Source organism: Streptomyces sp. LBL (assembly GCF_029893585.1).
Lineage (GTDB): Bacteria > Actinomycetota > Actinomycetes > Streptomycetales > Streptomycetaceae > Streptomyces.
The window spans coordinates 1-23,878 of record NZ_JARXYX010000061.1 but is presented as its reverse complement, the minus strand read 5'-3'; the positions used below and the strand labels follow the sequence as shown (position 1 = coordinate 23,878).

Genomic DNA, 23,878 nt, shown 5'->3' with positions numbered 1-23,878 from the left:
GGCGTCAGGCTGACGACGCTCCGTCCCGAGCAGGCCTCGTACATCGGTGTCGACGTCGACGGCCCGTACAAGCCGGACCACTACCGCTACTGACACCCCTACTGACACCGCTACCGACCGTAAAGACAGGGAAGATGCCAGAGCCAGAGTACGAGGAACCGGAGCGCGACCCCGAGCTCCCCGATCGGCTGTTGCGCACCGAGCGCGACGCCCTCATGCCGCTGCTCCGCAAGACGTCCGAGGGCCGGTTCGAGCTGCGTACGGCCTGCCCCGGCTGGACGGTGCGTCAGGTCCTCGCCCACTGTGGCGCGGCGCTGATGCGGATCGTGGAAGGCCGCCTGGAGGAGGGGGCGTTTCTGCCGGAGTCGAACGCGGCCGACGTCGCCCAGCGCGAGGAATGGCCGTTGCGGCGGGTCCTGGACGAGTTGGAACGTGGCTTCACGGAGGCCGGGCCGGCCATCACCCGACACCACGACGGGCTGCTCGACGCGGTCGCTCTGGGGGAGTGGGTGCACGCCGGAGACGTACGAGAGGCACTGGGCGAGCCGGGCGCGTACGAAGGAGCCGGCATCCGGTACGCGGTGCCGCTGCTCGCGGTGACGAGTGGCAGGCGTGACACCCCGTTGCTGCGCGCCCATCTCACCGGTCACTCGCCCCCGGTCGTCCTGGGCAGACCGGAAGAAGGGCGTTCAGTGGCCGAGTTCCACGGGGACGTACCGACGCTGATCCGCATCTACACGGGCCGGCCGCTCGTCGGCACGCGTTACCGGTTGCTCGGCGCCGAAGAACAGGAACTGCTCATCTACCGCTGACCGTAGGGGTCAGTCGATTCGCACCACTTGGAAGGCCTCGGCGAGGCGGCCCGGAGGAAGGCCGCCCGCTCGGGCGTGTTCGGTCAGCCAGCGGCGCAGCAGGCCGGCCAGATCCTCGAAGTGGGCCGTCTGCGACGTGTGGATGCGCAGCGCGTCCACCTTGCGGTCGAAGACGGGGGTGACGTCGATGTACTGGTTGGGCGTCGGGCCTGTCATGAGCCACAACTCCTCGACGGACCAGGGCTCCAGCATTTCGTCCTTGAGTAACTGGGGGTGTGCGAAGGGGTTCCGGGCCTCCGGGTACACCGCGCGCAGTGCGGCGTCGCCGACCGCGCGGTGGTCGGGGTGAAGGTCCGCGACCCGCTTCCAGTTGATCTCCGGGCTGGGAATGATCACTCGCTGTGGACGTACCTGGCGGATCACCCGGCACAGATCGCGGCGCAGTTCCGCGCTCGGTTCGACGAAACTGTCGGGGTATCCGAGGAACCGCACGTCGTGCACTCCGCTGAGCTTCGCCGAATGGAACTGCTCGGCACGGCGGAGATCCGCCATCGCCTGGCGCGGCAGCCGCTCGTCGTACCCGCCGGCGTCGCCGTCCGTCACGATGCAGTACGTCGCGCACGTGCCGCCGGCTATCCACTGCATCACCGTGCCGCTGACGCAGAACTCGATGTCGTCCGGGTGGGCGGCCACCACGAGCAGTCGCTCGGGCGCGCGGCGGGTGGGTGCGTCGGGCCTGAACTCGTCCATGGGACAAGCCTGTTGTCGCTGTCCGAGAGCGGCAAGGCCGGACCCGTGGCGGATCCGAGACATGGCACTTACGTGCCACCCAAATAATTGGTAGATTCAAAACAATGACAGCAAGCAAAAGATCCGGAGGCGACCGGCATGTGCAGGATCTTCGGCTCCTTCGCCGCGGCGGCCACTGGTCCTGAACTGGACACGGTGTCCGGCCGGCAGCGGCACGGCGGCCCTGACGAGCGTGGAGTGCTCACCGGCCGCGGATGGTCACTCGGGTGTGACCGTCTCGCGGTCACCGAACCGGTCGGCGGTGCCCAGCCCTTGCGCCTTCCGACCGTCCCGGGTGTTCTCGCGGTACTCAACGGTGAGATCTACAACCACCGTGAACTGCGGCGCCGACTGGCGGCGCGAGGTCACGTCTTCCCCGACGCCTGCGACGGCAGTGTGCTGCCCGCGCTCTACGCCGAATACGGCCCCGCGTTCGCCGAGCAGCTGGACGGCATGTACGCGATCGCGATAGTCGACCTGCGCACGACGCCTCAACTCGTGCTCGCCGTCGACGAGATGGGCATGAAACCCCTCCACTACCACGAAGGGCCGGGCGGGGCAGTCCGGTTCGCCTCCGAGATCCCGGCCCTGCTCGCCTTCGACGGAGTGCCGGCGGATCCGTGTGAGGAGACACTCGACACCGTCCTGGCCACGAAGACACCCTTCGGGACCGACACCGCCCTGCGCGGCATCCGGGTTCTTCCGCCCGGCGCGACCGCGGTGGCCCACGGCACCCGCGGGTTACGCGTCGCCCGCCGCCCCCCGCGTGCGGTCGCCCCGGCCGCCGGTCTGCTGGACACACTCCGCCACGAAGTGCACCGACTGGCCCGCGCCGACGTACCCCTGTGCGCCATCACCAGCGGAGGCCTCGACTCCGGGCTCGTGACCGCCCTCGCCGCCGAGGAGGCCGCGCCGCTGCACACCTTCCACCTGGGCTACCGGGGACGCTGGCCCCATGCGGAGGACACCTTCGCGAGGGCCGTCGCCCGGCGTGCCCGTACGGTGCACCACCACGTCGAGGTGGATCCCAAGGAACTGATGTCGCTGCTCACGCGCACGACCCGGCATCTGGGCCAACCCAACGCCGACCCCATCGCCTTGAGCACGTACGCGCTGTTCCGGGCGGTGCGCGGCGCGGGTTTCACCGTCGCGCTCACCGGGGACGGCGCCGACGAACTCTTCGGTGGCTACGACCGGGTGCGCGCCGCCCTGGCAGCTCCGGCCGGCAGCGACTGGACAGCGCCCTACGTCGACGCGCTCGCCGCCGCCCCACGGCTGCTGCGGGAACGGCTCTACACCCCCGACTACCGGGCGTTCATCATGGAGCGCGGTTCCGTGGCCGACCGCATCACGGCCGAACTGCGGGCCCCCCGAGCCGCGGGCTCCGACCGCGCCGACACGCTCACACGCTTCGAGACGCGTCGGCGGTTGCCCGCCTATCACCTGCGGCGTGTCGACCACCTCAGCATGGCCTGGGCCGTGGAGGCGAGACTGCCGTTCTGTCAGCCGTCCGTGGCCGCCCTCGCCCGGACGCTGCCGGCCGAGCAGAAGCTCGGCAAACGCGCGCTGTACGAGGCGGGGGTGGGCCTGCTGCCCCGGGCCGTCCTGCAGCGGCCCAAGCAGCCTTTCACGCTGCCCCTCGCCGCCATGATCGCGCCGGGCGGCCCCCTGCTGGAGCCGGTCCGTGACCTGCTGTCTCCGGATCGGCTCTCCCGGGGCGGGCAACTGCGGCCCGATCGGGTGCGGGCCCTGCTCGACCGGCACCTGGAGCGCCCCTCGGACCGGGATGCGCTCACCTTGTGGGCACTGGCCGTGCACGGACTGTGGACGGACGTCGTCCAAGGGCTGAGGGTGCCCGTCGGCTGCGCGGCGTGATCGCCGACATCGTCCAGGCCGAAGGCGCACCCTGTCCCACCCTGGTGGTGGACAGCGATCAGCTGCCGTCGGGCTCCCTGGCCTCGTCCGTCGAACTCGCGGCTCTGCAGAAGTGGCTGCAGGAGAGCGGACGCGGCCGGATCCGCAAGGTGGCGCTGTACGGAAAGTCGGCCGACGCGGCCTTCGACCTGGACTACCGGTTCGTCCAGAGACTGGCCGACGGCGCCGACTTCCGGGCCGGCTGCGGCCACTCACTGCTCGCGGCCGCCGTCAGCGCGGGACTGCCTGGCCGGGTGCGGGTGCGGGCGGTGACCACGGGAGACCCGGTGGTGTGCGAGCCGGAACCCGGCGGCGCGTACACGGTGCGTCTGGAGCGGGCCGCCGACGTGGCGACCCTGCTGCCGACGGGGCGCCCCGTGGACCGGTTGTGCGGCTTGTCGGTGTCGATCGTCCGCTATGGAAACCCCTATGTCTTCATCGATGCGCGTCTCCTCGGGCTGACGTCGGAAGCAGCCCTCTTCGCCGCCCGCGACGACGTCCTCGGGCGGCTGCTCATGGTGCGGACAGCGGCCGCCCGCCGGTTGGGGCTTCCCGTGCACGGGGCACTGCCCAAGATCGCCGTGGTGGGGTCGTACACCCCTGGCCGTCTGTCGGTGCGGGCGGTCACGGTGACGGGCTGGCACCCCTCCCTCGCTCTGACCGGCAGCACCTGCCTGGCCGCGGCCACCGTGGTGCCGGGCTGTGTGCCGTCGCGTCTCATGACCGGCGCGCGGGGCCGGTTGACCATGCGCACCCCGCGCGGCGACGTCCAGGCGTCCTCGGTCGTCCGTGCGGGCCGGCTGCGAGGTGTATCGGTCCACGGCAAGCGAGCCCGCGTCCTCGAACGTGCTGTGCCCCTGCCCTGGCGTATTCAGGGCTCCGTCGTTCTCGCGATCGGCCGGGAATGATCACGTGATTCCGAGGGTCGCCGACGGCCGAGTCATGTCCCGCCCGTGCGGCGTAGCCGGTCCAGAAGACTGGGCAGCTCACCAGGGCGGGCCGGATCAGAACCGGCGAGTTGGCTCAGCCCCTTGCTGCGGGCCTGCTCGACGAGCTGGTCGATCAGCTTCTGCTCGACCGTCGCAGTCTCCGGCGACGGATCCGCCTGATCATCTGGGGCCACGAACTCGGTCACGGTGTCAGTCACTTGATGTCTCTTCCATGATCATCAAGTACACCGGTGAGCGTACAGACCCGGATAAGGCTGCGAGCCTCATCCCGGTGACGGCGGGATGAGGCTCGGATCGGAGCGCCGGGCAGGCCTTGCACCTGCATTTCCCCGCAGGAAGCGGGGCGTCTTTCCTTGGACCACCAGCGCACAACCGGACGCCTGGAGTTGCGGCGGCCAGTTCAAGATCGGCTATAGCCGGTGGAAGGGGGCGGGAGCGGCACCGGATGGGGATGCGGTCCGCATCTGCCCGAATCCGGAGGGAGCGGGGGTGAGCGCGTAGGCGGCTCGAGCTCGGAAGCGGCTGAGGTGGTAGGCCATGCGGTTGCCGGGTGCGTCCGCGGTGTCGGCGGTGGCGGCTTTCCAGCACACAGCGGCCGCGTTCTTGAAGAACACGTGCGCGGAGGCGGGTTCGTGGTCGGCGGCCGTGACTTCCACCAGCAGGTGCGCAGGTCCCTGTGCCCCTGCAGGGGCGACGGCCCGCTCGCCGGAGCCGTCCGGGGCGGGCCGGTTGGGCAGGTCTTCGGCGGGCGCCGTGGTGGTGGGCCGGGGGTGTTCGCGCAGGCTGGACGCGGCCGCGATGATGATCTCGAGTTGTTCGGCGAAGTGGGTGCCGGGCGTGGGGATTTCGAGGTCGGGGTGGCGGTCGTAGCCGATGGCGACGGCGGCCGCCACGAATTCGATGACGGCCTGCGCGGTCGGGGTGTGCCGGCGCTGCGTGGCGCGGGTGAGGTGGCTGAGGATGCGCAGGACGGTGGCGATGCTGGTGTCGGGGGTCATCATGCGGTACGCCGGGGCGTCTTCGCCGGCATCGAGGTCGTCGTCGTCGTGTGGTGCGCTGGCGTCGGCCTGGGCCTGCCACAGGGCGGCGGCGTGGGTGTCGCCCTGGGCGAGGTGCTGCAGGTAGAGGCAGTAGGAGGCGGGGGCGTCGTCGGCGCCGGCCGCGTACTGCCACCAGAAGCGGGCGCCGGTCTCGGCGCCGGCGAGGTGCAGGACGCAGCCCAGGATCCAGGCGGCCCGTGGCTGCGGGACCTGGTCGGTGAGGAAGTCGGCGAACTGGTCGGGGGTGCAGTGGGTGACGACCGCCTCGCACAGGGCGGTAAGGCTCTGTGCGGCGCGGTCGTCGGCCACCCGTGGCCGGTAGCCGTCCCACAGCAGGATGTCGTCCTCGGCGGCGAGGTCGTTGTAGGGGACGACGTCGGAGGGGACGTGCGGCTGGCGCAGCAGCAGCGACTGGGCGAGGAGGTCGTCGATGGTGCTCATGGCGGGGGGATCACTCCTGGGTGTCGGTGTCGGGGAAGAGCTCGTTCAAGGCCCCTCGGGCGTGGTGGTCCAGGGTGTGGGTGATGGCCGGGGACAGGCCGACGACGCCGGGAACGGCGTCCGGGTCGATGCCGCACAGGTAGCGCAGGACGGTGATGTCCATCTGGTCGGTGGGCAGGCGGGCGATCGCGTCGAAGAACCGGGCGTGGATGTCGATGCGGGCCACACGCTCGACCAGGTCGCCGGTCTGGGCCTGGGCGGTCGTGCAGAATGCCGCTGCCCGTAAGTCGGGGTGTCCGCCGGGCCGCTTCGGGGCGCGGGACAGGACCGTCGAGCGCAGCAGCTGCCAGGCGTGGCGGGGCGTATCGGGGCTGGTGGTCGCCCGGTCCCAGGTGAGCCAGAGGATGTCGAAGGTCTCCCGCGCCGCCTGCCGCGCCCGGGGCTCGGACTGGAGGAACGCCTGCGCGTAGGCGGTGTAGGGCTGCCACATGGCCTGGGTGAGTCCCAGGTGGGCGATGGGCTGTTCCTCCACCACGTCGGTGCGGACATCGCGGATCCGGCTCTTGATCCAGGCGGTGTTCTTGTCGGCCTCCACGGCGGCCGCCTTCCACAGCCGCAGCAGCGGGCCGATGGGTATCTCCAGCACGCGGACCACGCTGTAGGTGATCTCCCAGCCGGGGTAGTAGCCCTCGCCGCGCAACAGTTCCGACAGCCGGGTCTTGGAGTATCCGGAGCGGGCCACGAGGTCGTCGAGGGTCAGGCCGCTGGCGGCGAACCGGTCGCGCACCGGCTCCAGCCACGTGCGGTGCGCCGCGCCGACCGTTTCACAGATCGGCTTCTGCGGGCGGCCGCGACGATGCGGAGGATCCCCTTCGGGCTGCTCGGACACCTCGGGCATTTTCACCGTGACGGCTCCTCACCCGCGACCGGCGTCCCGGCCGACGAAGCCGCCACCGGCCGCTGCCGTATGCCACGCCGTCGGCCGTCCTGCGCCGCGCCGGAACCCGGGTCCGTGCCGCTGAGTGCCGAGACGATCTGCTGGATGAGGAGCCCCAGCGAAGGCAGCAGCGCGGCCACGGCCGCGACCTGCCCCAGCAGGGTCATCATCGTGCTCCACGTGAGGACCGCCGCCAGCACGGCCACGGTCATCACCTGCTTGCTTGTCATGTCACCTTCCCGGAAAGAACAAAGAGCGTCTGGAAAGGCTCCTCCGGAGCGGTGCTGAAGCGCCCCGAAGGAGTTGCACGACAGCATGCTGCGCCGGACGCGCAACCCTCAACGTGATCATGGGATTGCGGAACAATGACACCGCGTCACCCGCCGGACACCGCCGGCCCATTACTCCAAGACAGTCACCGGCAGCGGCAAATTATCGCCGAATGAACGCTTTTGATGGCGAAACCGTACTTCTTGTTGCGGCACCGACGGGATGGCGCACCATAGAAGACGGACGCCTCCCCCGGCGTCACACCTTCCTGTCTGGAAGGCCGCGCGGCCCCCTTGTGCTGAAGAACGACCGAAGGGGACCGCCCCGCTTCCGCCCAGCAGTCCACGCGCTGGGCGGAAGTGGCCGTCCACACCGGCACCCCCGTACGGCGATTCCGCGCAGTGGCCAACAGGCGCGCATACGCAGCCGTACCTGCGACCGTCCCGGACGGCCTACGCTACGCCGGCCCTCCCGAGGAACTTCAAGAAACGGGGAGCTGCCCCAACGACCGACCTTGGTCGGAAAGGGGGCCAGCCCTGCGGGCTGGCCCCCTGCTGCTTCATCTACTGCCTCAGGCTGCGTCAGCCGATCTTGCGCCAGGTGCAGGTAGTCGCGGTTGACGTGCAGTGCTCGAATCCGGGAAGGGCCACGAAGAAGCCGTCACCGTCCAGCATCCGCCACGCCGGGGCGGGGAACTCGTTGAACGCCATCTGGTTCTGCACGCGCGGGATTGCCGCACGCCCGCAACGTTCTGTACCGGTCGGCCCCTTCGTCGCCGTGCGGGTATCCGCGAGGAGACCGAAGTGCGCCGAACCGTCGTCCCCCATCTTGTCGGTAAACAACTGGGCGCACTCGGTGCCCTTCTTTACCAGGTTCGGGTTCGGGTCCGCCGTGGTCCCCGGGCAGCCGCCGGTGCACGCTCCAGGAGGAGCTGCTACCACACACGACGTTACGGCTGTTGTCTGACGTCCATGGATTGCCAGCGCTGTTGTTCACCGGGGTGTCCGGGCCCAGGTAGTGCATCAGCGAGTCCCACCGCCTCGAGCCGGCGTGATCGGGCAGCACCTGCTTTCCCCGAGGTCCCGAGTCCGCCGTCGCGGTGCTACTGGCGTCCACGCGCGCGGTCACCGATCAGCCAAGGTCGATCCTCTCCGTGCCCGAGCCGTTCGGCGCACGGGGTTGGGCTGCCGAACGACGGAGCCTGCCTGGCGTATCCACGTCACGGCGTGAACGCGCAACCGCTCCCGGCGGAATGACCGTCGTCTTTCTGCCACGCTGGTGATCGGGCCCTGTTCCTTGCAGAGCAAAAGGAAATGTGGCCGTTCTGCGTCCCGACCCGGGGGAGTGGTCTCCAGAATGAAGTTCGAGAACATGCGTGTCGTGGTGACCGGGGCATCCCGGTATTTCGGGCGGGCGATCGCCATCGGATTCGCCCACCTCGGCGCCGAGGTCTTTGTGTCCGCGCGTACGGTGGAAGCCGCGGAACGCACCAGGACCGAAGTCATGGGCGAAGCCAGAAACCGTATCCATGCCTTCGGTTGCGACCTGAGCAAGCCGGCCGAGATCCGGGGCTTCGCCCGGCAGGTGGGCGAGCGTACCGACCGGGTCGATCTCCTGGTCAACAACGGTGCCCGGTGGCTGGACGACATGGATCTCGAGGTGACCTCGGACGACTCGATCGTCGAGACCATCGAGTCCACGGCCGGCGGCACCGTCCTCATGGTCAAGCACTTTCTGCCGCTGCTGCGCGTCTCGCAGCGTCCCGACATCATCAACATGGTCGCCGTGTGCCAACCGGGCGGAGCCGGCGATTTTCCGGCCCACGAGGCTTTCCACGCCGCCAAGGGCGCCCAGGCCGGATTCGCGGAGATTCTCGGGCGCAGGCTGCGCCCTTCCGGGGTCAGGGTCTTCTCCCTCTATCCGCCCGACTATTCCACTTCGGACCCACGGTCCGTGGAATGGCAGGGCACGGGCAGAAACGCCCAGTACCGGGACGAGAAGCTCACGACCCAGGCCCTCTTCGAATGCATCGTCTACGCGGTCGAGCAGCCCCGCGACTGCTTCATCCGCTCGTTCCACTTCGAGCCCCGCTGACTGCCCGCCCCCCGGCAGTCGCTCGCACCACCGCCAAGGAGGACCGCCCATGAGCACCCCCCTGTGGATCACCGCGACTCCACCAGCCACCCACGGCGAACTGCACATCGGGCACCTCGCCGGTCCGTACGTGGCCGCCGATGTGCTCAGCCGCTTTCTGCGTGCCGACGGTCAGCCCGTGCTCTTCAGCACGGGCACCGCCGATCACGCCGACTCCGTGGAGGTACGCGCGTTGCGCGGCGGCCGCAAGCCGGAGGAGGTGGCTGAGGGCTACCGCGCCGCGATCACCGCGGACTGGCTGCGTTCCGGAATCGAGTTCGACCATATCGTCCGTCCCCGCCACGATCGTGGGTATCGGCGCTGGCAGCAGAACATCTTCCTGGAACTGTTCGGACGGGACGCCATCGTCGCCCGCACTCGTCTCCAGCCGTACTGCACCTCCTGCGAGCGATGGCTGTACGGCGCCTTCGTCGTCGGTGCCTGTTCAAGCTGTGGCGCCCGCGCCGACGGCAGCCTGTGCCAGGAGTGCGCCCGGCCCACGGACGCCGATCTCATCGACCCCGTCTGCGCACTGTGCGGTTCTCCAGGCCGGCCGCGCCGCTGCCGGCGCCTCTATCTCCCCCTGGAGCCGATGCGCGACGCACTGGCCGACCACTGGGCCTCCACCGCTCTGCCACCCCGTCTGACGGCGCTGTGCCGCAGTCTCCTCGAGGACGGGCTGCCGGACGTGTGTGTCGGACATCCGGGAGACTGGGGCGTCCCGGTCCCCATCGACGACTTCGCAGAACACCGGATCGACGCATGCTTCGAGTCCGTCGTCATGCAACTCTTCGGCTACGGCCACGGCGAGGAGCCGCTGCCCGATCGTGCCATTCACTTCTGCGGATTCGAGCACGCCTTCTGCCACGCCGTGCTGTTGCCCGCGATCCTCATCGCACGCGGCATGAAGCTCCCCCAGGAGATCTACGTCAACGAGACCTACCAGGTCGACACGGACCAGGGGGCGTCTGACGGCGGGCCCGGGGTATGGGCCCTCGATCTGCTCACCGAGTTCGGTTCGGACGCGCTGCGCCGCCACGTTCTCCAACTTCGGCCGCTCGGCCGCAGTACCGGGTTCCACCAGGACGAGCTGCACCGTACCCGGCAGGTACTGGAGGCCACGTGGAACAGCTGGCTCAGCCGGCTGTTCACGGCCGTGCGGCAGGACTGCAGGGGGCTGGTGCCCGACGCGGAGCCCGGCGGGACCGGCTGGGAGGCCCTGCGGCGCCGGCTGCACAGAGCAGCCGAGGACCTGCGCGAGGCGTACGGACCCGACGCCTTCGATCCCCGTCGTGCGGTGGCCGTGCTGGACGAAGTGGTCAACCTCGCCGCCGACTTCGGCTACGTCAACGTCTTCGAACGGGACAAGCCGCGGGGGGAGCAGGATCATCTTCCCGCGATGGCGGCGCAGCTTGCCGTGGCCTCCGCGCTGACCTCGTGGGCCTGGCCCGTCATGCCCGAGGGCGCCGCCCGCCTGGCCGCGGCCCTACGGACGAAGGCCGGAAGTCCGGTGCTCCCGGAGGCGTTGATCCCACCGGCTCCCGGAACACGGCTGGAGCCCCCGTCCGGACCCGTCTTCGGGTTCTGATCGGCAGTCCCTCGACATGTACATGTGCCCACCTGGTCCGCCCGGCCACCAGGTGGGCACAGCGCTCTTCCGGCAGCGGAAGCACACACCTCACCCGTACGTCAGAGCACAGTCGTAGAAGACGCCGCGTGTCCCGGCGCATCGTGGCTTCCGGGGGGCGTGGCCCTGGCTTCCAAGGAGTTCCACGTGACCCTGAACGTCGCCATGCTCAGTGTGCACACCTCGCCGCTCCATCAGCCCGGTACGGGGGACGCGGGAGGAATGAACGTCTACATGGTCGAGCTGTCCCGTGCCCTGGCCGAACAGGGAGCCCGAGTCGACCTGTTCACCAGGTGTCGCGGTGAAGGGCAGCCGCCTCTGGTCGAACTCGCCCCCGGGGTGCGGGTACGGCATCTGCATGCCGGAGAGTGCCGCCCGCTTTCCAAAGAAGCCATGCCCGAGCTGCTGCTCGACTTCTCCCTGGCGCTGCTGCGCGCCGGCGCGAACGAACCGTACGACGTGGTGCACTCCCACTACTGGCTGTCCGGTCAGTCCGGTGCCGTCGCCGCCGCCCACTGGGACGTTCCGCTCGTGCACACCATGCACACCATGGGCAGGGTCAAGAACCTGTTGTTGGCACCCGGGGACCAGCCCGAACCCGAATCGCGCATCCGTGGCGAGAGCGGAGTGGTCCTCGCGGCCGACCGGCTCATCGCCAACACACCTGAGGAAGCGGCAGCACTCGGCAGTCTCTATGACGCCCCGCGCGGCCGCACCGACGTCGTCACTCCCGGAGTCGACACCCGTACCTTCCACCCGGCGGACGGGAAACGTGCGGCACGGGCCAGACTCGGACTGCCCGACCGAGCCTTCATCCCGCTCTTCGCCGGCCGCATCCAGCCGCTGAAAGGACCGGACGTCCTGATCCACGCTGTGGGTGCACTGCTGCGAAAAGCGACAGAACTGCGCCCCCGGATACATGTTCCGCTGGTAGGAGGCATCAGTGGTACGGGCCTGCAAGCCGGCGGCGAACTCCAGGGGATCTGCTCGCGGTCGGGGCTCTCGGACGTCATCCACTTCGAGTCCGCCGTGCCCCAGCGGGAACTGGCCGACTGGTACCGAGCAGCCGATGTGCTGGTGGTTCCCTCACGCAGCGAGTCCTTCGGCCTGGTGGCGTTGGAGGCCCAGGCCTGCGGAACTCCGGTGCTGGCAGCGGCCGTCGGGGGCCTTTCGACCGCAGTGCGGGACGGGGTCACCGGGATGCTCGTACAAGGACACGACCCCGTCGACTTCGCGGACCGGCTTCTGTGGTTCTCGCGCAACCCGACGAGGGCCGCACGCATGGGGTCCGCGGCCGTCCATCATGCGGAGCGTATGAGCTGGGGAACCGCCGCGGAACGCACCCTGCGGGTGTACACCCACGCCTTGACCGACAGGGTCGTGAGGATGGGGCAGGAGCGGCGGCACGCCCCTGCCCCTACGGCCGCTTCCGCCTGGAGGAGCAGGAGAGCCGTCGTACCAGCTTAGCAGCTCCTTTGGTGCAACCAAATAAGTGGTGAAATCCAAATAGGGTCGGCCGCCTTGTCTTTCGGGTCTGAAATCGGTCCCGCGGATTGGTCGAAAATCGCCCCTCGGGACCTGCTCGCTGTCGCATCCATGCCATGGCAGATCTGCGACTTGTGGAATCATTGGTTCCCAATTCCAGGTGCGCAATTATTGAAATGTCTTCAAGGGGGCCCGGCGGCACGGGCCTCGGAGAAAATTCAATTACTTCCTGGAGGAACCATGTTCGTAGCTGTGCAGGGCTCCGGTCTCGGCAAGGTTGTCGGTCAGTTCGCCACCGCACTGTCTCTGTGTACGGCGGTGGCGGGGGCCGGGGCGCTGGCCTCGATGCCGGCCGGAGGCTATTCGTCACAGCAGGTGGTGGCCGGAGTTTCGGGCAACAACTGGCCCAAGGCGGCCTCCGATGACTCGGACGGCAACAACTGGCCCAAGGCGGCCTCCGATGACTCGGACGGCAACAACTGGCCCAAGGCGGCCTCCGGTGACTCGGACGGCAACAACTGGCCCAAGGCGGCCTCCGGTGACTCGGACGGCAACAACTGGCCCAAGGCGGCCATCGATGACTCGGACGGCAACAACTGGCCTACGGTGCCCACCGTCGGCACGGACGGCAATAACTGGCCCAAGGTGTAACGCTTTCCGTCGGACAAAGCGAAAAGCCGTGAGGTGCTGTCTTCAGCGCTCCACGGCCTTTTGTTTTTATGATCAAACGTCGATTCAGGAAGCCCGGCAGTCCGGACACAGCCCTCTGAAAATGATGTCCGCCCCGTCCACCTGCCAACCGGTCAAACCCTGTTCGGGCGGCCTCGGTGCCTCGTGGACCGTATTCTCCACCTGTCCGCAGTTTGTGCACATTGCGTGCTGGTGCGGTTCGCCGGAGATCTCGAAGACGGCCGGCCAGCCGGGACGGTCGAACTTGGTGACCAGGCCGGTCTCCAGGAAATGCCGAAGCATTTCGTAGACCGCTTGGCTGGTGAGGGTGCCGAGGCGTTCGCGGGCCGCGGCGGTCAAACCCTCCACGTCCAGGTGGCCGCCGGCGGCCAACACCTGCAGTACCTCAAGACGCGGACTCGTGACACGCAGACCGACATCACGCAGCTGCTGGATGGCCGCGTCGCGTTCGCTCGCCACTGCTTCGCGTGCCATCTCTCCGCCATCTGAGGGGACCAAAGGTTTGGGGCCATCGTACCTCTTGCCCCGCCGGATCTGCTGGCCCCGGCATCGACGGGACGGCAGAGTCGATTCAGTCCAGCCAGCCCAGACGGGCGGCTCGTACGCCGGCCTCGAAGCGGCTCGATGCGTCCAGTTCCTGCATGAGGTCGGAGATCATCCTGCTCACCGTGCGCAGGGAGACGCCCAGATTGCGGGCGACCTTCTCGTCCTTCATCCCGGACGCGAGCATGCGGAGGGCGGCGCGCTGCTGCTCCCTCAGGCCGTCACCGTCTTGGGTTGGCCGCTTCTGTTCGCCGAACGGCGTCGCCATGTGCCAGGCGGGCTCGAACAAGGCCTGATAGGAGCGCACCAGGGCGGAACCGTGCGCGAGGATGGCCCCGGCCGTGTGGTCCTCGGGGTTCACCGGAAGAATCGCGAACTGGTCGTCGGCGATGATCATGTTCATCGGCACCACGGGGGAGAGGCGGACCTGTACGCCCAGTTCGGCCTTGGCTCGCAGGTGTTCGGCGTCTTCCGGCACGGTGACGAGGCGCTGGCTGAAGACGGAACGGACCTGGACCCCGTTCTCGATCTGTCGTCGATCGCGGTTGAGTGCCCTTTCGGGGATCTCCCTGCCGCGTGCGATCGGATGCATCGAGGACAGGCCGTGCTGCACCGTGACCGTGATGTCCTCGAGTACCTGCTGGATGCGGCTGTAGTCGTGCAGGATCTCGAGCTCCACGCCGGACACCTGGGTGAGCATTTCCACGCGGAGAAAGTTGCCCGCCAATGTCTTGAGGGTGCTGTGGGCGCGGTCGGCCTGTTCCAGATGGTTGCGCAGTCGGGTGCGCTCCCGCTCCAGCAGGCGGAGCAGGGCGATCTCCGGGGCAACCACGGTGACCGCGTCGGACTGCTCCTCCGACTCTTTCCCCGCGTCCAGTTCCAGACGGTTGTCGTGCGCCGGCCCTGTGGCGACCACCAGGCCCAGCGTGAGTAATTCGTTGCGACATCGATCCGCGTCGCCGTCGGACAAGTCCATCTCCGACGCGATGTCCCGCAGGTTCGACGCTCCACGCGCCCTGAGCTCCTGATAGAGGGCGAGTGCCAGATCAGTGGATGGTTTACCTGTCCTGCCACCGCCATTGGGCATGCCGAAGTGCTCCTCCTCCGTGCTGCTCCGAGTTGCCCCGGCACACTTTGTCACATGCCGCTGCCCTGATCTCCGACCCGGCATAGTAGTGTGATGCGCATCACGCAGCGCAGCGGCAGACCAGCATGACGCTCCGAGTCCGGTTGTCCAGCCGCCGCTGTCGGCGCTCGACCACACACAGCCCGGCGGCGTGCAGATCCTGCGTCAGGTTCACTTCGTCGACGATCCACTTGACCGTGGACGTGATCGATCCGTGTGTCCCGTCGGTGCCCGAGCGCTTGCTGTAATAGGTGATCCGTTCCTTCATGGCCGCCGGATCGAAGACCTGCTGCGCCACCACCCACTCGGTCACGCCGTCGAATCTGGGCACCTGGAAAGTCCAGTTCCGCACCGGGTCCATGGACAGGGCCTCTGTGTCGTGGGCGGTGTAGTCGAAGGCCAGGGCGCCGCCCCTGCCCACGTGCGCGGCGATCGAGTGGAAGAAGCCGAGGCGTGCGGAGGGCGCAACCGCTGCGATCAACGTGCCGGCCAGCAGGACGAGTTGGTAACTCTCGCGTAGGTGCAACCGGGTCAGATCCGAACACGTCGTCGTCATGCGGTCCCGGATCGGGCGGCCACGGTCCTCGGCCCGTGCCTGCAGTCGACGCAGACTCTCCGCATGCCGGTCCACGGCCTCGACCTCGAACCCGTGACACGCGAAGGGCACGGCGAGCCGCCCCGCACCCGAGCCGAGATCGAGGACCGGGCCGCCGGTGCTCCTGGCCAGTCCCAGATAGCCCACGATGTCGCCGCTGAAAGGGCCGAGAAGAGCGTCCTGTAACCAGAGTTGGTCGTCGCTGTGCTCGGCCAGGGACTCCAGGCCGGGAAGCCGGTACGGCTGGACGGTGATCGCGGTCGCCGTTCGGAACGGCGGGACCGGGTCGAGCGCGGATGTCGCCGACGTGCTCGTCTGCGTGTGCACCGCTCCTCCAAATGACTCGAACCGGTCCCTGCCGTCCTGGCGGGATCCCGTGCCGCCGGGAGCCTGCCGCGGGAACCATGCTGTCCGGTCCGGGATCACGTGCACCAGCCATCCAAGGTGCGCGTCCACGCCAACGCGCGTGTACGCCAGTGGCCTGGCCCTCGGCGATGGCCACCGACAACCACGTGGTGGCGCCCAGCCGTCCCCGAGCTACGGAACGTTTCTCGTCACATCGGCAGCGAACAACACACCACGACCAGTGGCATCAGAAGGGCCGCCGTGACGAATCCCGCCAAGGTGGCGCGCAGTACCGGATGCCCTGATGCCCGCGGCGTGAGAATGCGGCGCATGCGCACCACGACCGAGGAACCGCCTGCCGCGAAGGCGGCCTGCGGAGCCTGTCCGGCCGCCAGCGAGTACAGAGCCGTCGCCAGAGCGTCCCGGGAGGACTTTCGCAGCGCCCGGTCGTCGGCGGCCATCTCCAACAGGAGCGGCACTTCTTGATGGGCGTGGCGAGAGAGCGGCAGGACGCGTAACACCGTTCGAAGGGCCGATGCGGCACAGAGGAACAGGTGGTGGCGGCCTGCCAGATGAGCCCGTTCGTGTTCCAGCGCTGCCGTCAGTTGGTGCCGGGTGAGGACGCGCAGGGCCCCGGAACTCACCACCACCTGCGCGCCCCTGCCCGGCAGGCAGTACACGACCGGGATGTGGTGCGGTACGACGGTGGCTCTGAGCGCCGGCTCCCTGGTGCCGACCAGACGCAGCCTGTCGGCATGCTCGGCCCGACGGCGGCGGGCGCCCGTCAGTTCCCGGACGAAGGCCACCGTGAGGGTGACGGGCACCGCGGCGCCGGCCGTGAGCGCGCTCCACACGCGAGGGCTCAGATGCGCCAGCCGGTCGACCGTTGGCAGGTCGCACGACGCCCTCGTCGGAAGGAAACAGTCCTCGACGACACGGGAGAGGGCATGACTGGCCGTGTTGGGAAGCAGTGATTCCACGAGCGTCAGGGACACGGCCATCGGCAGCAGCAACGCCAGCGCGGTCCAGGCGCAGAGCGCCAGCCAGGGCACCTCGCGGGCCCAGCGACTGCGTGCCAGCAGCCCCGGCAGCACCAGCCCGGCGGCCACGGCGAGGGTGAGGGGCGGGCACACGTGATGCCGCGCCATAAGGAAATCGAATGCGTGAGCGAATAAATCGCTCACGAAACAGCCCCTTGATCGATGCCCTGGTCAGTACCGTGGCCCGCGGCGCGCAGGGCCGCAGCCAGAGCGGAGATGTCCTCCTGGGACATGTGCTCCACGAAACGGAGCAACGCGGCTTCCCGGTCTTCGGTGTGGCCCAGGGCGTCGTTCATCAGCCCGGCGGTGTACTCGTCGCGGGTCCACTCGGGGGTGTAGAGCCAGGCGCGGCCGGTCTTACGGCGTCGCAGCAGACCCTTCCGGTGCAGGTTGTCGGCGACCGTCAACACGGTCGTGTAGGCGACGGGTCGCGTGCCCTTGATGTCGTCGAAGATCTCACGGACCGTTGCCGGGCGGCTCCATCGCCAGAGCCGGTCCATCACCTCGGCTTCCAGATCACCAAGCCGCCGCACGTCGGCCCCTTCTTCGTTCCGCGTAGGGATGCCATGGGATGCCATGGGATGCCACATCGTAGGCCACATCTGTGAACGAGGTGTTCGGTCCCGCAGGACCGGCTGAACAACGGTCCGGGCCCGGTGCGGTGATCACCGCACCGGGCCCGGACCCTTGAGTCTCCAGCGCCTACGAGTCGACCTCAAGCCTTCACCAGTCGCGCGATGGCTTTGGACGCCTCGGTGACCTTGGCCCTGGCCTTGTCGCCGCCTTCCACGATCGCGTCTGTCACACAGCAGTTGAGGTGCTCGTCGAGGAGCGCCAGGGCGCAGGACTGCAGCGCCGCGTTGGTGGCCGAGATCTGAGTGAGGATGTCGATGCAGTAGGTCTCCTCCGCGACCATGCGCTGCAGCCCCCTCACCTGGCCCTCGATCCTGCGCAGCCGCCTGACGATGTCGTCCCGGTGGTTGTCGTATCCGGCCATGGGGGCCTCCTCCGTCGTCGGTGGCTCATCGGTCGGTGGGTTGGAAGCCGCGCAGGCGAAGGCTGTTGCCGACCACGAACACCGAGGAGAACGCCATCGCCGCTCCGGCGATCATCGGGTTGAGGAGCCCGGAGGCGGCGAGGGGGAGGGCGGCGACGTTGTAGGCGAAGGCCCAGAACAGGTTGGACCTGATGGTGCCGAGCGTCTTGCGGGACAGCCGGATGGCGTCCGCTGCCGACCTGAGGTCGCCGCGCACCAGAGTCAGGTCGCCGGCCTCGATGGCGGCGTCGGTACCGGTGCCCATCGCCAGACCGAGGTCGGCCTGGGCGAGCGCGGCGGCGTCGTTGACACCGTCGCCGACCATGGCGACCGAACGGCCCTCGCCCTGGAGGCGCTTGACGACATCCACCTTGTCCTGAGGCATGACCTCGGCGATCACATGCTCGTGAGCGATACCGACCTCGGCCGCGACGGACTCCGCGACGGTCCTGTTGTCGCCGGTCAGAAGCATGGGCGTGAGACCGAGGGCGCGCAGCCGCCGGATCGCTTCCGGGCTGGTCTCCTTGACGGCGTCGGCGACTTCGAGGACGGCGCGGGCCTCGCCGTCCCACGCGACCGCGATGGCGGTACGCCCCGCGGCCTCGGCCGCGGCCTTGGCGCGCTCCAACCCCACGGGGAGGGCGATGGCCCATTCGTCCAGCAGCCTCTGCCGGCCGACCAGGACGGCGTGGCCCTCCACGATGCCCTGGACACCCAGTCCCGCGAGGTTGGCGAAGTCCTCCGGGGCGGGCAAGGTGCCCACGCGGGCGGCGGCGCCGGTGGCGACCGCCTGGGCGATGGGGTGCTCCGAAGAGTGCTCCAGGGCGCCCGCGAGCCGCAGCGCCTCGTCCTCGTCCGTCCCGTCCGCGGTGTGCACGGCCAGCAGGGTCATCCGGCCGGTGGTGACGGTGCCGGTCTTGTCCAGGACGATGGTGTCCACCTTGCGGGTGGACTCCAGGACCTCCGGGCCCTTGATGAGGATGCCGAGCTGAGCGCCGCGTCCCGTGCCGACCATGAGCGCGGTCGGGGTGGCCAGGCCCAGCGCGCACGGGCAGGCGATGATCAGCACCGCCACGGCCGCGGTGAAGGCGGCGGTCAGGCCCGCGCCGTTGCCGAGCCAGAAGCCCAGGGTGGCGAGCGCGAGGGAGATCACGACCGGCACGAACACCGCGGAGATCTTGTCCGCCAGCCGCTGGGCCGCCGCCTTGCCGTTCTGCGCGTCCTCCACCAGCTTGGCCATACGGGCGAGCTGGGTGTCGGAGCCGACCCGCGTGGCCTCCACGACCAGCCGGCCACCGGCGTTGAGAGTGGCGCCGGTGACACCGTCACCGGCAGCGACCTCCACCGGCACGGACTCACCGGTGAGCATGGAGGCGTCGACGGCGGAGGAGCCCTCGACGACCGTGCCGTCGGTGGCGATCTTCTCACCGGGACGGACCAGGAACCGGTCGCCCACCTTCAGATCCGCGACCGGGATGAGCTCTTCCCGGCCGCCTCGCAGGACGGTGACCTCCTTGGCTCCGAGTTCCATGAGCGCCTTCAGCGCCGCGCCCGCCTTCCGCTTGGAGCGGGCCTCGAAGTAGCGCCCCGCGAGGATGAACGCGGTGACGCCGGCGGCGGCCTCCAGGTAGATGTTCCCGGCACCGTCGGTGCGGGCGATGGTGAACTCGAAGGGGTGCGTCATGCCGGGGGTGCCCGCCGTGCCGAAGAACAGCGCCCACAGCGACCAGAGGAACGCCGCCGTCGTACCGACCGAGATCAGCGTGTCCATGGTCGCCGCGCCGTGCTTGGCGTTGGTCCAGGCCGCCTTGTGGAAGGGCCAGGCGGCGTAGGTCACCACGGGCGCCGTCAGTGTGAGCGAGGCCCACTGCCAGTACTCGACCTGCAGGGCGGGAGCCATCGCCATCGCGATCACCGGGACCGCGAGCGCGACCGCCGTGATCAACCGCTCGCGCAGCGGCCGCAGTTCATCGGTCTCCGCCCCTTCCGCGGCGGAGCCGGTCCCGGATCCGCCCTGCGCGGGGTCCCGCTGGGGTTCCCGGGCGGTGTAGCCGGTGGCCTCCACCGTGGCGATCAGATCGGTGACGGCGATGTCCTCGCTGAAGGTGACCTTCGCTTTCTCGGTGGCGTAGTTGACGGTGGCCTCGACCCCGTCCATGCGGTTGAGCTTCTTCTCGATCCGGGCGGCGCACGAGGCGCAGGTCATGCCGCCGATGGCGAGTTCGACCTCGGCGGCGCCGGGCGTGGTGGTGGTCATGTCTGCTCCTCGCAGCTCACGGACGCGACACGGAAAACGGGGGGTGGGGCCTGGGCGCGGCCCCACCCCGGATGGGGCGGCTCAGACGGCCGCGCGGCCGGCGAAGTCGTAGCCGGCCTCGTCGACGGTGTCGGCGATCAGCTTGTCGAGCTCCTTGCCGGCCTCGGCGGCGGTCGTCACGGTGACCAGGCCGGTGCCGATCTCGACCTCGACCGCCTTGACCTCGTCCAGGCCTCCCACGGCCTTGGCGACGATGGCCTGGCAGTGAGCGCTGCCGACGCCGTCGACCTTGTAGACGGTCTTGGTCTCCGCCTGGGTGTGGCAGCTTCCGTCCGGGGTGCAGCAGTCCGACACGGTTCCTCCATCATGGGCTGTCAGGATACCCCGGCGGGGTATCCGTGGATCGGGTTCTTGTATACCCCCCACCCGTATCGAGCGCAAGCGTGGATCCGGACTTGACTTGGTACCCCCTGGGGGTATTTTGAAGTGTGTGGAGGCCGCCAGACCGGGCGGCCGGCAGATCGAGGAGTGCGAGATATGAACACCGGACTGCGGATCACGGTCTTCGCCGCCGCCCTCGCCGCGACCTTCGGCACCGCGTACGGCGTCGGCAGCGGCGTCGGCGAGATCTCGCCCGAGCCGACGAGCGCCGCTCACGAGAAGCACTCCGGGGGCGCTCGCACCGAAGAGGGCGGTGGTCATGAGCAGGGCCACGAAGCGGGCGGTCAGCAGAGTGAGAGCACAAGCGCGGCGTCCCCGCCCGGGGGCCTGCAGATCTCGGACGGCGGCTACACCCTCGACCTGAAGACCCCGCGCCTTCAGGCCGACAAGAAGACACAACTGCGCTTCGCCGTCGTGCAGGGCTCGACGGGACGACAGGTCTCGGCCTACGAAAGGGAGCACGACAAGGAACTGCACCTGATCGTCGCCTCACGGGACCTGACGACCTACCGCCATCTGCACCCCACCCGGGCGGCCGACGGCACCTGGTCCACACCCGTGCAGCTCCCCGAGGCGGGTGGCTACCGGGTCTTCGCCGACTTCAAGCCCAAGGGCGGAGAAGGGCTCACGCTCGGTGCCGACCTCGCCGTCTCCGGAGCCTACGAGCCCCACGCGCTTCCCGGGCAGAACACCACGGCCGCGGTGGATGGCTACGACGTCGAACTGGGCGGCGCCCTGACCCCCGGCAAGGCCGGCGAACTCAAGCTGACCGTCACCAAGGACGGTAAGCCGGTACGCGACCTCCAGCCCTACCTCGGCGCGTACGGCCACCTGGTCGCCCTGCGCTCCGGAGACCTCGCCTACCTGCACGTCCACCCGGGCGGTGAGCCCGGCGACGGCGAGACCCGGCCCGGCCCTGACGTCTCCTTCACGGCGACCGCGCCCAGCGAGGGTGCCTACCGGCTGTTCCTGGACTTCAAGCACGAGGGCAAGGTCCGCACCGCCGAGTTCACGGTGCATGCCCGGGGCACGGGCTCGGACGCGGGCGCGAAGGCGGAGGGGAAGACCGAGTCGGGGAGTTCCGAAGAGTCGTCGGCGCACGAGCACTGACGTCACTGACGTACTGCATTTCCGCGGTCTCAGTCTGCGCCGGAGCCTCCGGCGCAGACTGAGGCGGTTGAGCGAAGGCGATCGGCGTGCCCCGACCTTCCGGATTCGGGAGTCGGATCACCTCTGTGAGTGCGTGGTGTGTCAGGTCCCCGGACGGACACATGCGCCCGGGCAGGACGGGCCGTTGTCACGATGCTGGTTGAGCTGGGTTGCCAGTGCCTGGAACAGCGCGGCTGCCGCCACCTTTACCAGCGGGTGCCCGGCTGCCCGTCGTAGAGCGCCTTTCGGTGCTGTGGTGTGCACGGTCAGGAGTCTCCTTCTCGGTCCAGCGGTTGGTGCGAAGGTCGGACGTGTGGTCCCTGATCGGCGAAGCGTCGGGTCACGCCGTGCCGACGAGCTCGTAACCCGCCTCGTCGACGGCCGCGCGGACCGCCTCCTCGTCGAGGGGGGCTGCGGACGTGACCGTCACCTCGCCGGTCTTCGCGATGGCGGTCACCGCGGCGACGCCGCCCAGTGCGGATATCTCCTGGGAGACCGCGCCCTCGCAGTGGCCGCAGGTCATGCCGGACACCTTGTAGACGCTGGTGATCCCACCGGTCTGGACGTCGGCTGCGGTGTCGGACTGGCATGAACCGTCGGTGGAGCAGCAACTGCCGGAGGTCTTCTGGTCGGTCATGGCTTTCATCCTCACGGGTCGATGTGCGGGTCATCCGGGAGCTCTCGAGTTCGCGTCACTCCCGATGCGGGGCTATATACCCCCTACGGGTATATGCACCTCACCAGGATACCCCCGTGCTGGAGGGGCGCGACGTCGGGCCGCCGAGACCGAGGGCCGCGCGATTCGGCGAGCGTCGCGGACCGAAGCGGTCCGCAACCCTCGTGATCAATACAGCTGGTGCCAGTCGCGGCGCTAGCGTGCCCCGTATGACGAAGACGACGAAGCGGAGCACCCCGCGGTCAGCGGCCACGGCACCCGTGCTCGACGCCCGTGCCCTCAACCGTGCGACCCTCGGCCGGCAACTGCTGCTGCGCCGCGCCGGGCTGTCCGCCAAGTCCGCCGTCGACCATCTGCTCGGACTTCAGGCGCAGAACGTGAAGCCCCCGTACTACGCCCTGGCCGCCCGCCTCGACGGCTTCGCCCCGGCCGAGCTGTCCGGGCTGATGGCCGACCGCGAGGTCGTCCGCATCGTCAGCATGCGCTCGACGATCCACACCCACACCGCCGAGGACTGCCTCACCCTGCGGCCGCTGGTGCAGCCCGCCCGGGACCGTGAACTGACCAACTTCCGCAAGGGACTTCAGGGCGTCGACCTCGACCGGCTCGCCGCGCTCGCCCGGGATCTCGTCGAGGCCGAGCCGCGCACCATGAAGCAACTGCGCGAGACCCTGCTCGCCGAGTGGCCGGACGCCGATCCGGGAGCCCTCGCGGTCGCCGCCCGCTGCAAGCTGCCGCTGGTCCAGGTGACCCCGCGCGGACTGTGGGGCCGCAGCGGTCAGGTCGCCCTCACCACCGCCGAGCAGTGGCTGAGCCGCACCGCCGAGCCCACGCCCGCCCCGGACGCCACCGTGCTGCGCTACCTCGCCGCGTTCGGCCCGGCCTCCGTCAAGGACATGCAGACCTGGGCCGGCCTGACCCGCCTGCGCGAGGCCTTCGAACGCCTCCGCCCGGACCTGGTCACCTTCCGCGACGAGCGCGGCGTCGAACTCTTCGACCTGCCCGACGCGCCCCGCCCCGACCCGGACACCCCGGCCCCGCCCCGCTTCCTGCCGGAGTTCGACAACCTGCTCCTCTCCCACGCCGACCGTACCCGCGTCGTCCCGCCGGAACACCGGGGCCGCACCTGGCAGGGCAACCAGGCCCACCGCACGCTCCTCGTCGACGGATTCCTCGCGGGCGTGTGGAAGCTGGAGGACGACGCCCTCGTCATCGAACCTTTCGGCCGCCTCACCGCCGACCGGCGCCGCGAGGTGACCGAGGAGGGGCGGCACCTGCTGAGTACGATGCACCCGGAGTCGTCGTACGACATCCGCTTCGGCACGGTCGTGCGATAGCCACTTCCGGCAGGTGGCCACTTGTGGCAGGCGGACGCTTTCTGCCGATGGGCGCTTCCTGCCAGTGGGCGCTTCCTGCCGGAACGCATGGACAGGGGGCGGGGGGGGGGGGGGGGGGGGGGGCCGCCCCCCCCCCCCCCCGGGCCCCCCCCGGGGGGGGGGCCCCCCCCCCCCCGCGCCCCGGGGCCCGGGGGGGGGGGCCCCCCCCCCCAGGGGAGCCCCCGGCCGCCCCCGCCCCCGCCCCC

25 protein-coding genes are annotated in these 23,878 nt (G+C 69.4%); 10 read left to right on the top strand and 15 right to left on the bottom strand.

Annotated features, from left to right (window positions below; translation table 11 throughout):
- Together M2271_RS41475 and M2271_RS41470 are read left to right on the top strand one after the other, a co-directional pair.
- Positions 1-93, top strand: a 93-nt coding sequence (locus tag M2271_RS41475) for an adenosylhomocysteinase (RefSeq protein ID WP_280892651.1), incomplete at its 5' end; no start/stop codon positions are given.
- 41 nt (positions 94-134) lie between these two features.
- Complete coding sequence (locus M2271_RS41470) at positions 135-812, top strand: maleylpyruvate isomerase family mycothiol-dependent enzyme (protein ID WP_280892649.1); 678 nt, start codon at positions 135-137, stop codon at positions 810-812.
- 9 nt (positions 813-821) lie between these two features.
- On the opposite strand, the gene M2271_RS41465 is transcribed toward M2271_RS41470, so the two are convergent.
- On the bottom strand, positions 822-1,562 hold the full coding sequence (locus tag M2271_RS41465) for a PIG-L family deacetylase (protein ID WP_280892648.1): 741 nt from the start codon (positions 1,560-1,562) through the stop codon (positions 822-824).
- A 138-nt stretch (positions 1,563-1,700) separates the two neighbouring features.
- Here M2271_RS41465 and asnB point away from each other — a divergent pair, with 138 nt between their 5' ends.
- The gene (gene asnB, locus M2271_RS41460) at positions 1,701-3,476 is read left to right on the top strand and encodes an asparagine synthase (glutamine-hydrolyzing) (protein WP_280892647.1); all 1,776 of its coding nucleotides are present in this window, start codon (positions 1,701-1,703) and stop codon (positions 3,474-3,476) included.
- Entirely contained in the window at positions 3,473-4,423 is a 951-nt protein-coding gene (locus tag M2271_RS41455; RefSeq protein WP_280892646.1) for a PrpF domain-containing protein, read from the top strand. Before asnB ends, M2271_RS41455 begins: the two co-directional genes overlap by 4 nt.
- Before the next feature lie 32 nt (positions 4,424-4,455).
- Here the strand turns inward: M2271_RS41455 and M2271_RS41450 are convergent, their stop codons facing one another.
- The 5 genes from M2271_RS41450 to M2271_RS41430 all read right to left on the bottom strand — a co-directional run bounded on the left by M2271_RS41450 (position 4,456) and on the right by M2271_RS41430 (position 7,875).
- Positions 4,456-4,662, bottom strand: coding sequence for a hypothetical protein (locus tag M2271_RS41450; RefSeq protein WP_280892645.1), 207 nt, complete (start codon positions 4,660-4,662; stop codon positions 4,456-4,458).
- Between the two features lie 213 nt (positions 4,663-4,875).
- The gene (locus tag M2271_RS41445) at positions 4,876-5,946 is read right to left on the bottom strand and encodes a hypothetical protein (RefSeq protein ID WP_280892644.1); all 1,071 of its coding nucleotides are present in this window, start codon (positions 5,944-5,946) and stop codon (positions 4,876-4,878) included.
- A gap of 10 nt (positions 5,947-5,956) precedes the next feature.
- A complete protein-coding gene (locus M2271_RS41440; RefSeq protein WP_348539235.1) occupies positions 5,957-6,844 on the bottom strand; it encodes an XRE family transcriptional regulator in 888 nt (295 codons plus the stop codon).
- A 2-nt stretch (positions 6,845-6,846) separates the two neighbouring features.
- Entirely contained in the window at positions 6,847-7,113 is a 267-nt protein-coding gene (locus M2271_RS41435) for a hypothetical protein (protein ID WP_280892642.1), read from the bottom strand.
- A 621-nt stretch (positions 7,114-7,734) separates the two neighbouring features.
- The gene (locus M2271_RS41430; protein ID WP_280892641.1) at positions 7,735-7,875 is read right to left on the bottom strand and encodes a hypothetical protein; all 141 of its coding nucleotides are present in this window, start codon (positions 7,873-7,875) and stop codon (positions 7,735-7,737) included.
- A gap of 634 nt (positions 7,876-8,509) precedes the next feature.
- Here M2271_RS41430 and M2271_RS41425 point away from each other — a divergent pair.
- From M2271_RS41425 to M2271_RS41410, 4 genes are all read left to right on the top strand, one after another.
- Positions 8,510-9,247 (top strand): SDR family oxidoreductase, encoded by a 738-nt coding sequence (locus M2271_RS41425; RefSeq protein WP_280892640.1) that lies wholly within the window; start codon positions 8,510-8,512, stop codon positions 9,245-9,247.
- Between the two features lie 49 nt (positions 9,248-9,296).
- On the top strand, positions 9,297-10,874 hold the full coding sequence (locus M2271_RS41420; RefSeq protein ID WP_280892639.1) for a class I tRNA ligase family protein: 1,578 nt from the start codon (positions 9,297-9,299) through the stop codon (positions 10,872-10,874).
- 186 nt (positions 10,875-11,060) lie between these two features.
- A complete protein-coding gene (mshA, locus tag M2271_RS41415) occupies positions 11,061-12,380 on the top strand; it encodes a D-inositol-3-phosphate glycosyltransferase (protein ID WP_280892638.1) in 1,320 nt (439 codons plus the stop codon).
- Positions 12,381-12,638: 258 nt separating this feature from the next.
- Complete coding sequence (locus tag M2271_RS41410; protein WP_280892637.1) at positions 12,639-13,049, top strand: hypothetical protein; 411 nt, start codon at positions 12,639-12,641, stop codon at positions 13,047-13,049.
- 84 nt (positions 13,050-13,133) lie between these two features.
- On the opposite strand, the gene M2271_RS41405 is transcribed toward M2271_RS41410, so the two are convergent.
- The 8 genes from M2271_RS41405 to M2271_RS41370 form a co-directional block, all read right to left on the bottom strand.
- Positions 13,134-13,562 carry a Fur family transcriptional regulator gene (locus tag M2271_RS41405; RefSeq protein ID WP_280892636.1) on the bottom strand — a complete coding sequence of 143 codons (429 nt, stop codon included), beginning with the start codon at positions 13,560-13,562 and terminating at the stop codon, positions 13,134-13,136.
- A 97-nt stretch (positions 13,563-13,659) separates the two neighbouring features.
- A complete protein-coding gene (locus M2271_RS41400; RefSeq protein WP_280892635.1) occupies positions 13,660-14,547 on the bottom strand; it encodes a LuxR C-terminal-related transcriptional regulator in 888 nt (295 codons plus the stop codon).
- Positions 14,548-14,818: 271 nt separating this feature from the next.
- A complete protein-coding gene (locus M2271_RS41395) occupies positions 14,819-15,679 on the bottom strand; it encodes a class I SAM-dependent methyltransferase (protein WP_280892634.1) in 861 nt (286 codons plus the stop codon).
- Between the two features lie 227 nt (positions 15,680-15,906).
- Positions 15,907-16,845 (bottom strand): M56 family metallopeptidase, encoded by a 939-nt coding sequence (locus tag M2271_RS41390; RefSeq protein WP_280892633.1) that lies wholly within the window; start codon positions 16,843-16,845, stop codon positions 15,907-15,909.
- 32 nt (positions 16,846-16,877) lie between these two features.
- A complete protein-coding gene (locus M2271_RS41385; protein ID WP_280892632.1) occupies positions 16,878-17,270 on the bottom strand; it encodes a BlaI/MecI/CopY family transcriptional regulator in 393 nt (130 codons plus the stop codon).
- A gap of 182 nt (positions 17,271-17,452) precedes the next feature.
- A complete protein-coding gene (locus M2271_RS41380; protein WP_280892631.1) occupies positions 17,453-17,734 on the bottom strand; it encodes a metal-sensitive transcriptional regulator in 282 nt (93 codons plus the stop codon).
- 25 nt (positions 17,735-17,759) lie between these two features.
- Positions 17,760-20,030: a heavy metal translocating P-type ATPase gene (locus tag M2271_RS41375; RefSeq protein WP_280892630.1), complete on the bottom strand. Its 2,271-nt coding sequence runs from the start codon at positions 20,028-20,030 to the stop codon at positions 17,760-17,762.
- An 81-nt stretch (positions 20,031-20,111) separates the two neighbouring features.
- A complete protein-coding gene (locus M2271_RS41370) occupies positions 20,112-20,384 on the bottom strand; it encodes a heavy-metal-associated domain-containing protein (protein WP_280892629.1) in 273 nt (90 codons plus the stop codon).
- Positions 20,385-20,567: 183 nt separating this feature from the next.
- Between M2271_RS41370 and M2271_RS41365 the strand changes: the two genes are divergently transcribed.
- Positions 20,568-21,581, top strand: a complete 1,014-nt coding sequence (locus M2271_RS41365; protein ID WP_280892628.1) for a hypothetical protein — start codon at positions 20,568-20,570, stop codon at positions 21,579-21,581.
- Positions 21,582-21,960: 379 nt separating this feature from the next.
- Here the strand turns inward: M2271_RS41365 and M2271_RS41360 are convergent, their stop codons facing one another.
- The gene (locus tag M2271_RS41360; protein ID WP_280892650.1) at positions 21,961-22,266 is read right to left on the bottom strand and encodes a heavy-metal-associated domain-containing protein; all 306 of its coding nucleotides are present in this window, start codon (positions 22,264-22,266) and stop codon (positions 21,961-21,963) included.
- 239 nt (positions 22,267-22,505) lie between these two features.
- On the opposite strand from M2271_RS41360, the gene M2271_RS41355 reads away from it, so the two are divergent.
- Complete coding sequence (locus M2271_RS41355; RefSeq protein WP_280892627.1) at positions 22,506-23,633, top strand: winged helix DNA-binding domain-containing protein; 1,128 nt, start codon at positions 22,506-22,508, stop codon at positions 23,631-23,633.
- The last annotated feature ends 245 nt before the right edge of the window (positions 23,634-23,878 follow it).

What these genes read in the sequence shown, in the direction of transcription:
- M2271_RS41470 (WP_280892649.1), top strand. Translation starts at nt 135, where the DNA reads ATGCCAGAGCCAGAGTACGAGGAACCGGAGCGCGACCCCGAGCTCCCC.
- M2271_RS41465 (WP_280892648.1), bottom strand. Translation starts at nt 1,562, where the DNA reads ATGGACGAGTTCAGGCCCGACGCACCCACCCGCCGCGCGCCCGAGCGA.
- asnB (WP_280892647.1), top strand. Translation starts at nt 1,701, where the DNA reads ATGTGCAGGATCTTCGGCTCCTTCGCCGCGGCGGCCACTGGTCCTGAA.
- M2271_RS41445 (WP_280892644.1), bottom strand. Translation starts at nt 5,946, where the DNA reads ATGAGCACCATCGACGACCTCCTCGCCCAGTCGCTGCTGCTGCGCCAG.
- M2271_RS41440 (WP_348539235.1), bottom strand. Translation starts at nt 6,844, where the DNA reads ATGCCCGAGGTGTCCGAGCAGCCCGAAGGGGATCCTCCGCATCGTCGC.
- M2271_RS41435 (WP_280892642.1), bottom strand. Translation starts at nt 7,113, where the DNA reads ATGACAAGCAAGCAGGTGATGACCGTGGCCGTGCTGGCGGCGGTCCTC.
- M2271_RS41425 (WP_280892640.1), top strand. Translation starts at nt 8,510, where the DNA reads ATGAAGTTCGAGAACATGCGTGTCGTGGTGACCGGGGCATCCCGGTAT.
- M2271_RS41420 (WP_280892639.1), top strand. Translation starts at nt 9,297, where the DNA reads ATGAGCACCCCCCTGTGGATCACCGCGACTCCACCAGCCACCCACGGC.
- M2271_RS41410 (WP_280892637.1), top strand. Translation starts at nt 12,639, where the DNA reads ATGTTCGTAGCTGTGCAGGGCTCCGGTCTCGGCAAGGTTGTCGGTCAG.
- M2271_RS41405 (WP_280892636.1), bottom strand. Translation starts at nt 13,562, where the DNA reads ATGGCACGCGAAGCAGTGGCGAGCGAACGCGACGCGGCCATCCAGCAG.
- M2271_RS41390 (WP_280892633.1), bottom strand. Translation starts at nt 16,845, where the DNA reads ATGGCGCGGCATCACGTGTGCCCGCCCCTCACCCTCGCCGTGGCCGCC.
- M2271_RS41380 (WP_280892631.1), bottom strand. Translation starts at nt 17,734, where the DNA reads ATGGCCGGATACGACAACCACCGGGACGACATCGTCAGGCGGCTGCGC.
- M2271_RS41375 (WP_280892630.1), bottom strand. Translation starts at nt 20,030, where the DNA reads ATGACCACCACCACGCCCGGCGCCGCCGAGGTCGAACTCGCCATCGGC.
- M2271_RS41365 (WP_280892628.1), top strand. Translation starts at nt 20,568, where the DNA reads ATGAACACCGGACTGCGGATCACGGTCTTCGCCGCCGCCCTCGCCGCG.
- M2271_RS41360 (WP_280892650.1), bottom strand. Translation starts at nt 22,266, where the DNA reads ATGAAAGCCATGACCGACCAGAAGACCTCCGGCAGTTGCTGCTCCACC.
- M2271_RS41355 (WP_280892627.1), top strand. Translation starts at nt 22,506, where the DNA reads ATGACGAAGACGACGAAGCGGAGCACCCCGCGGTCAGCGGCCACGGCA.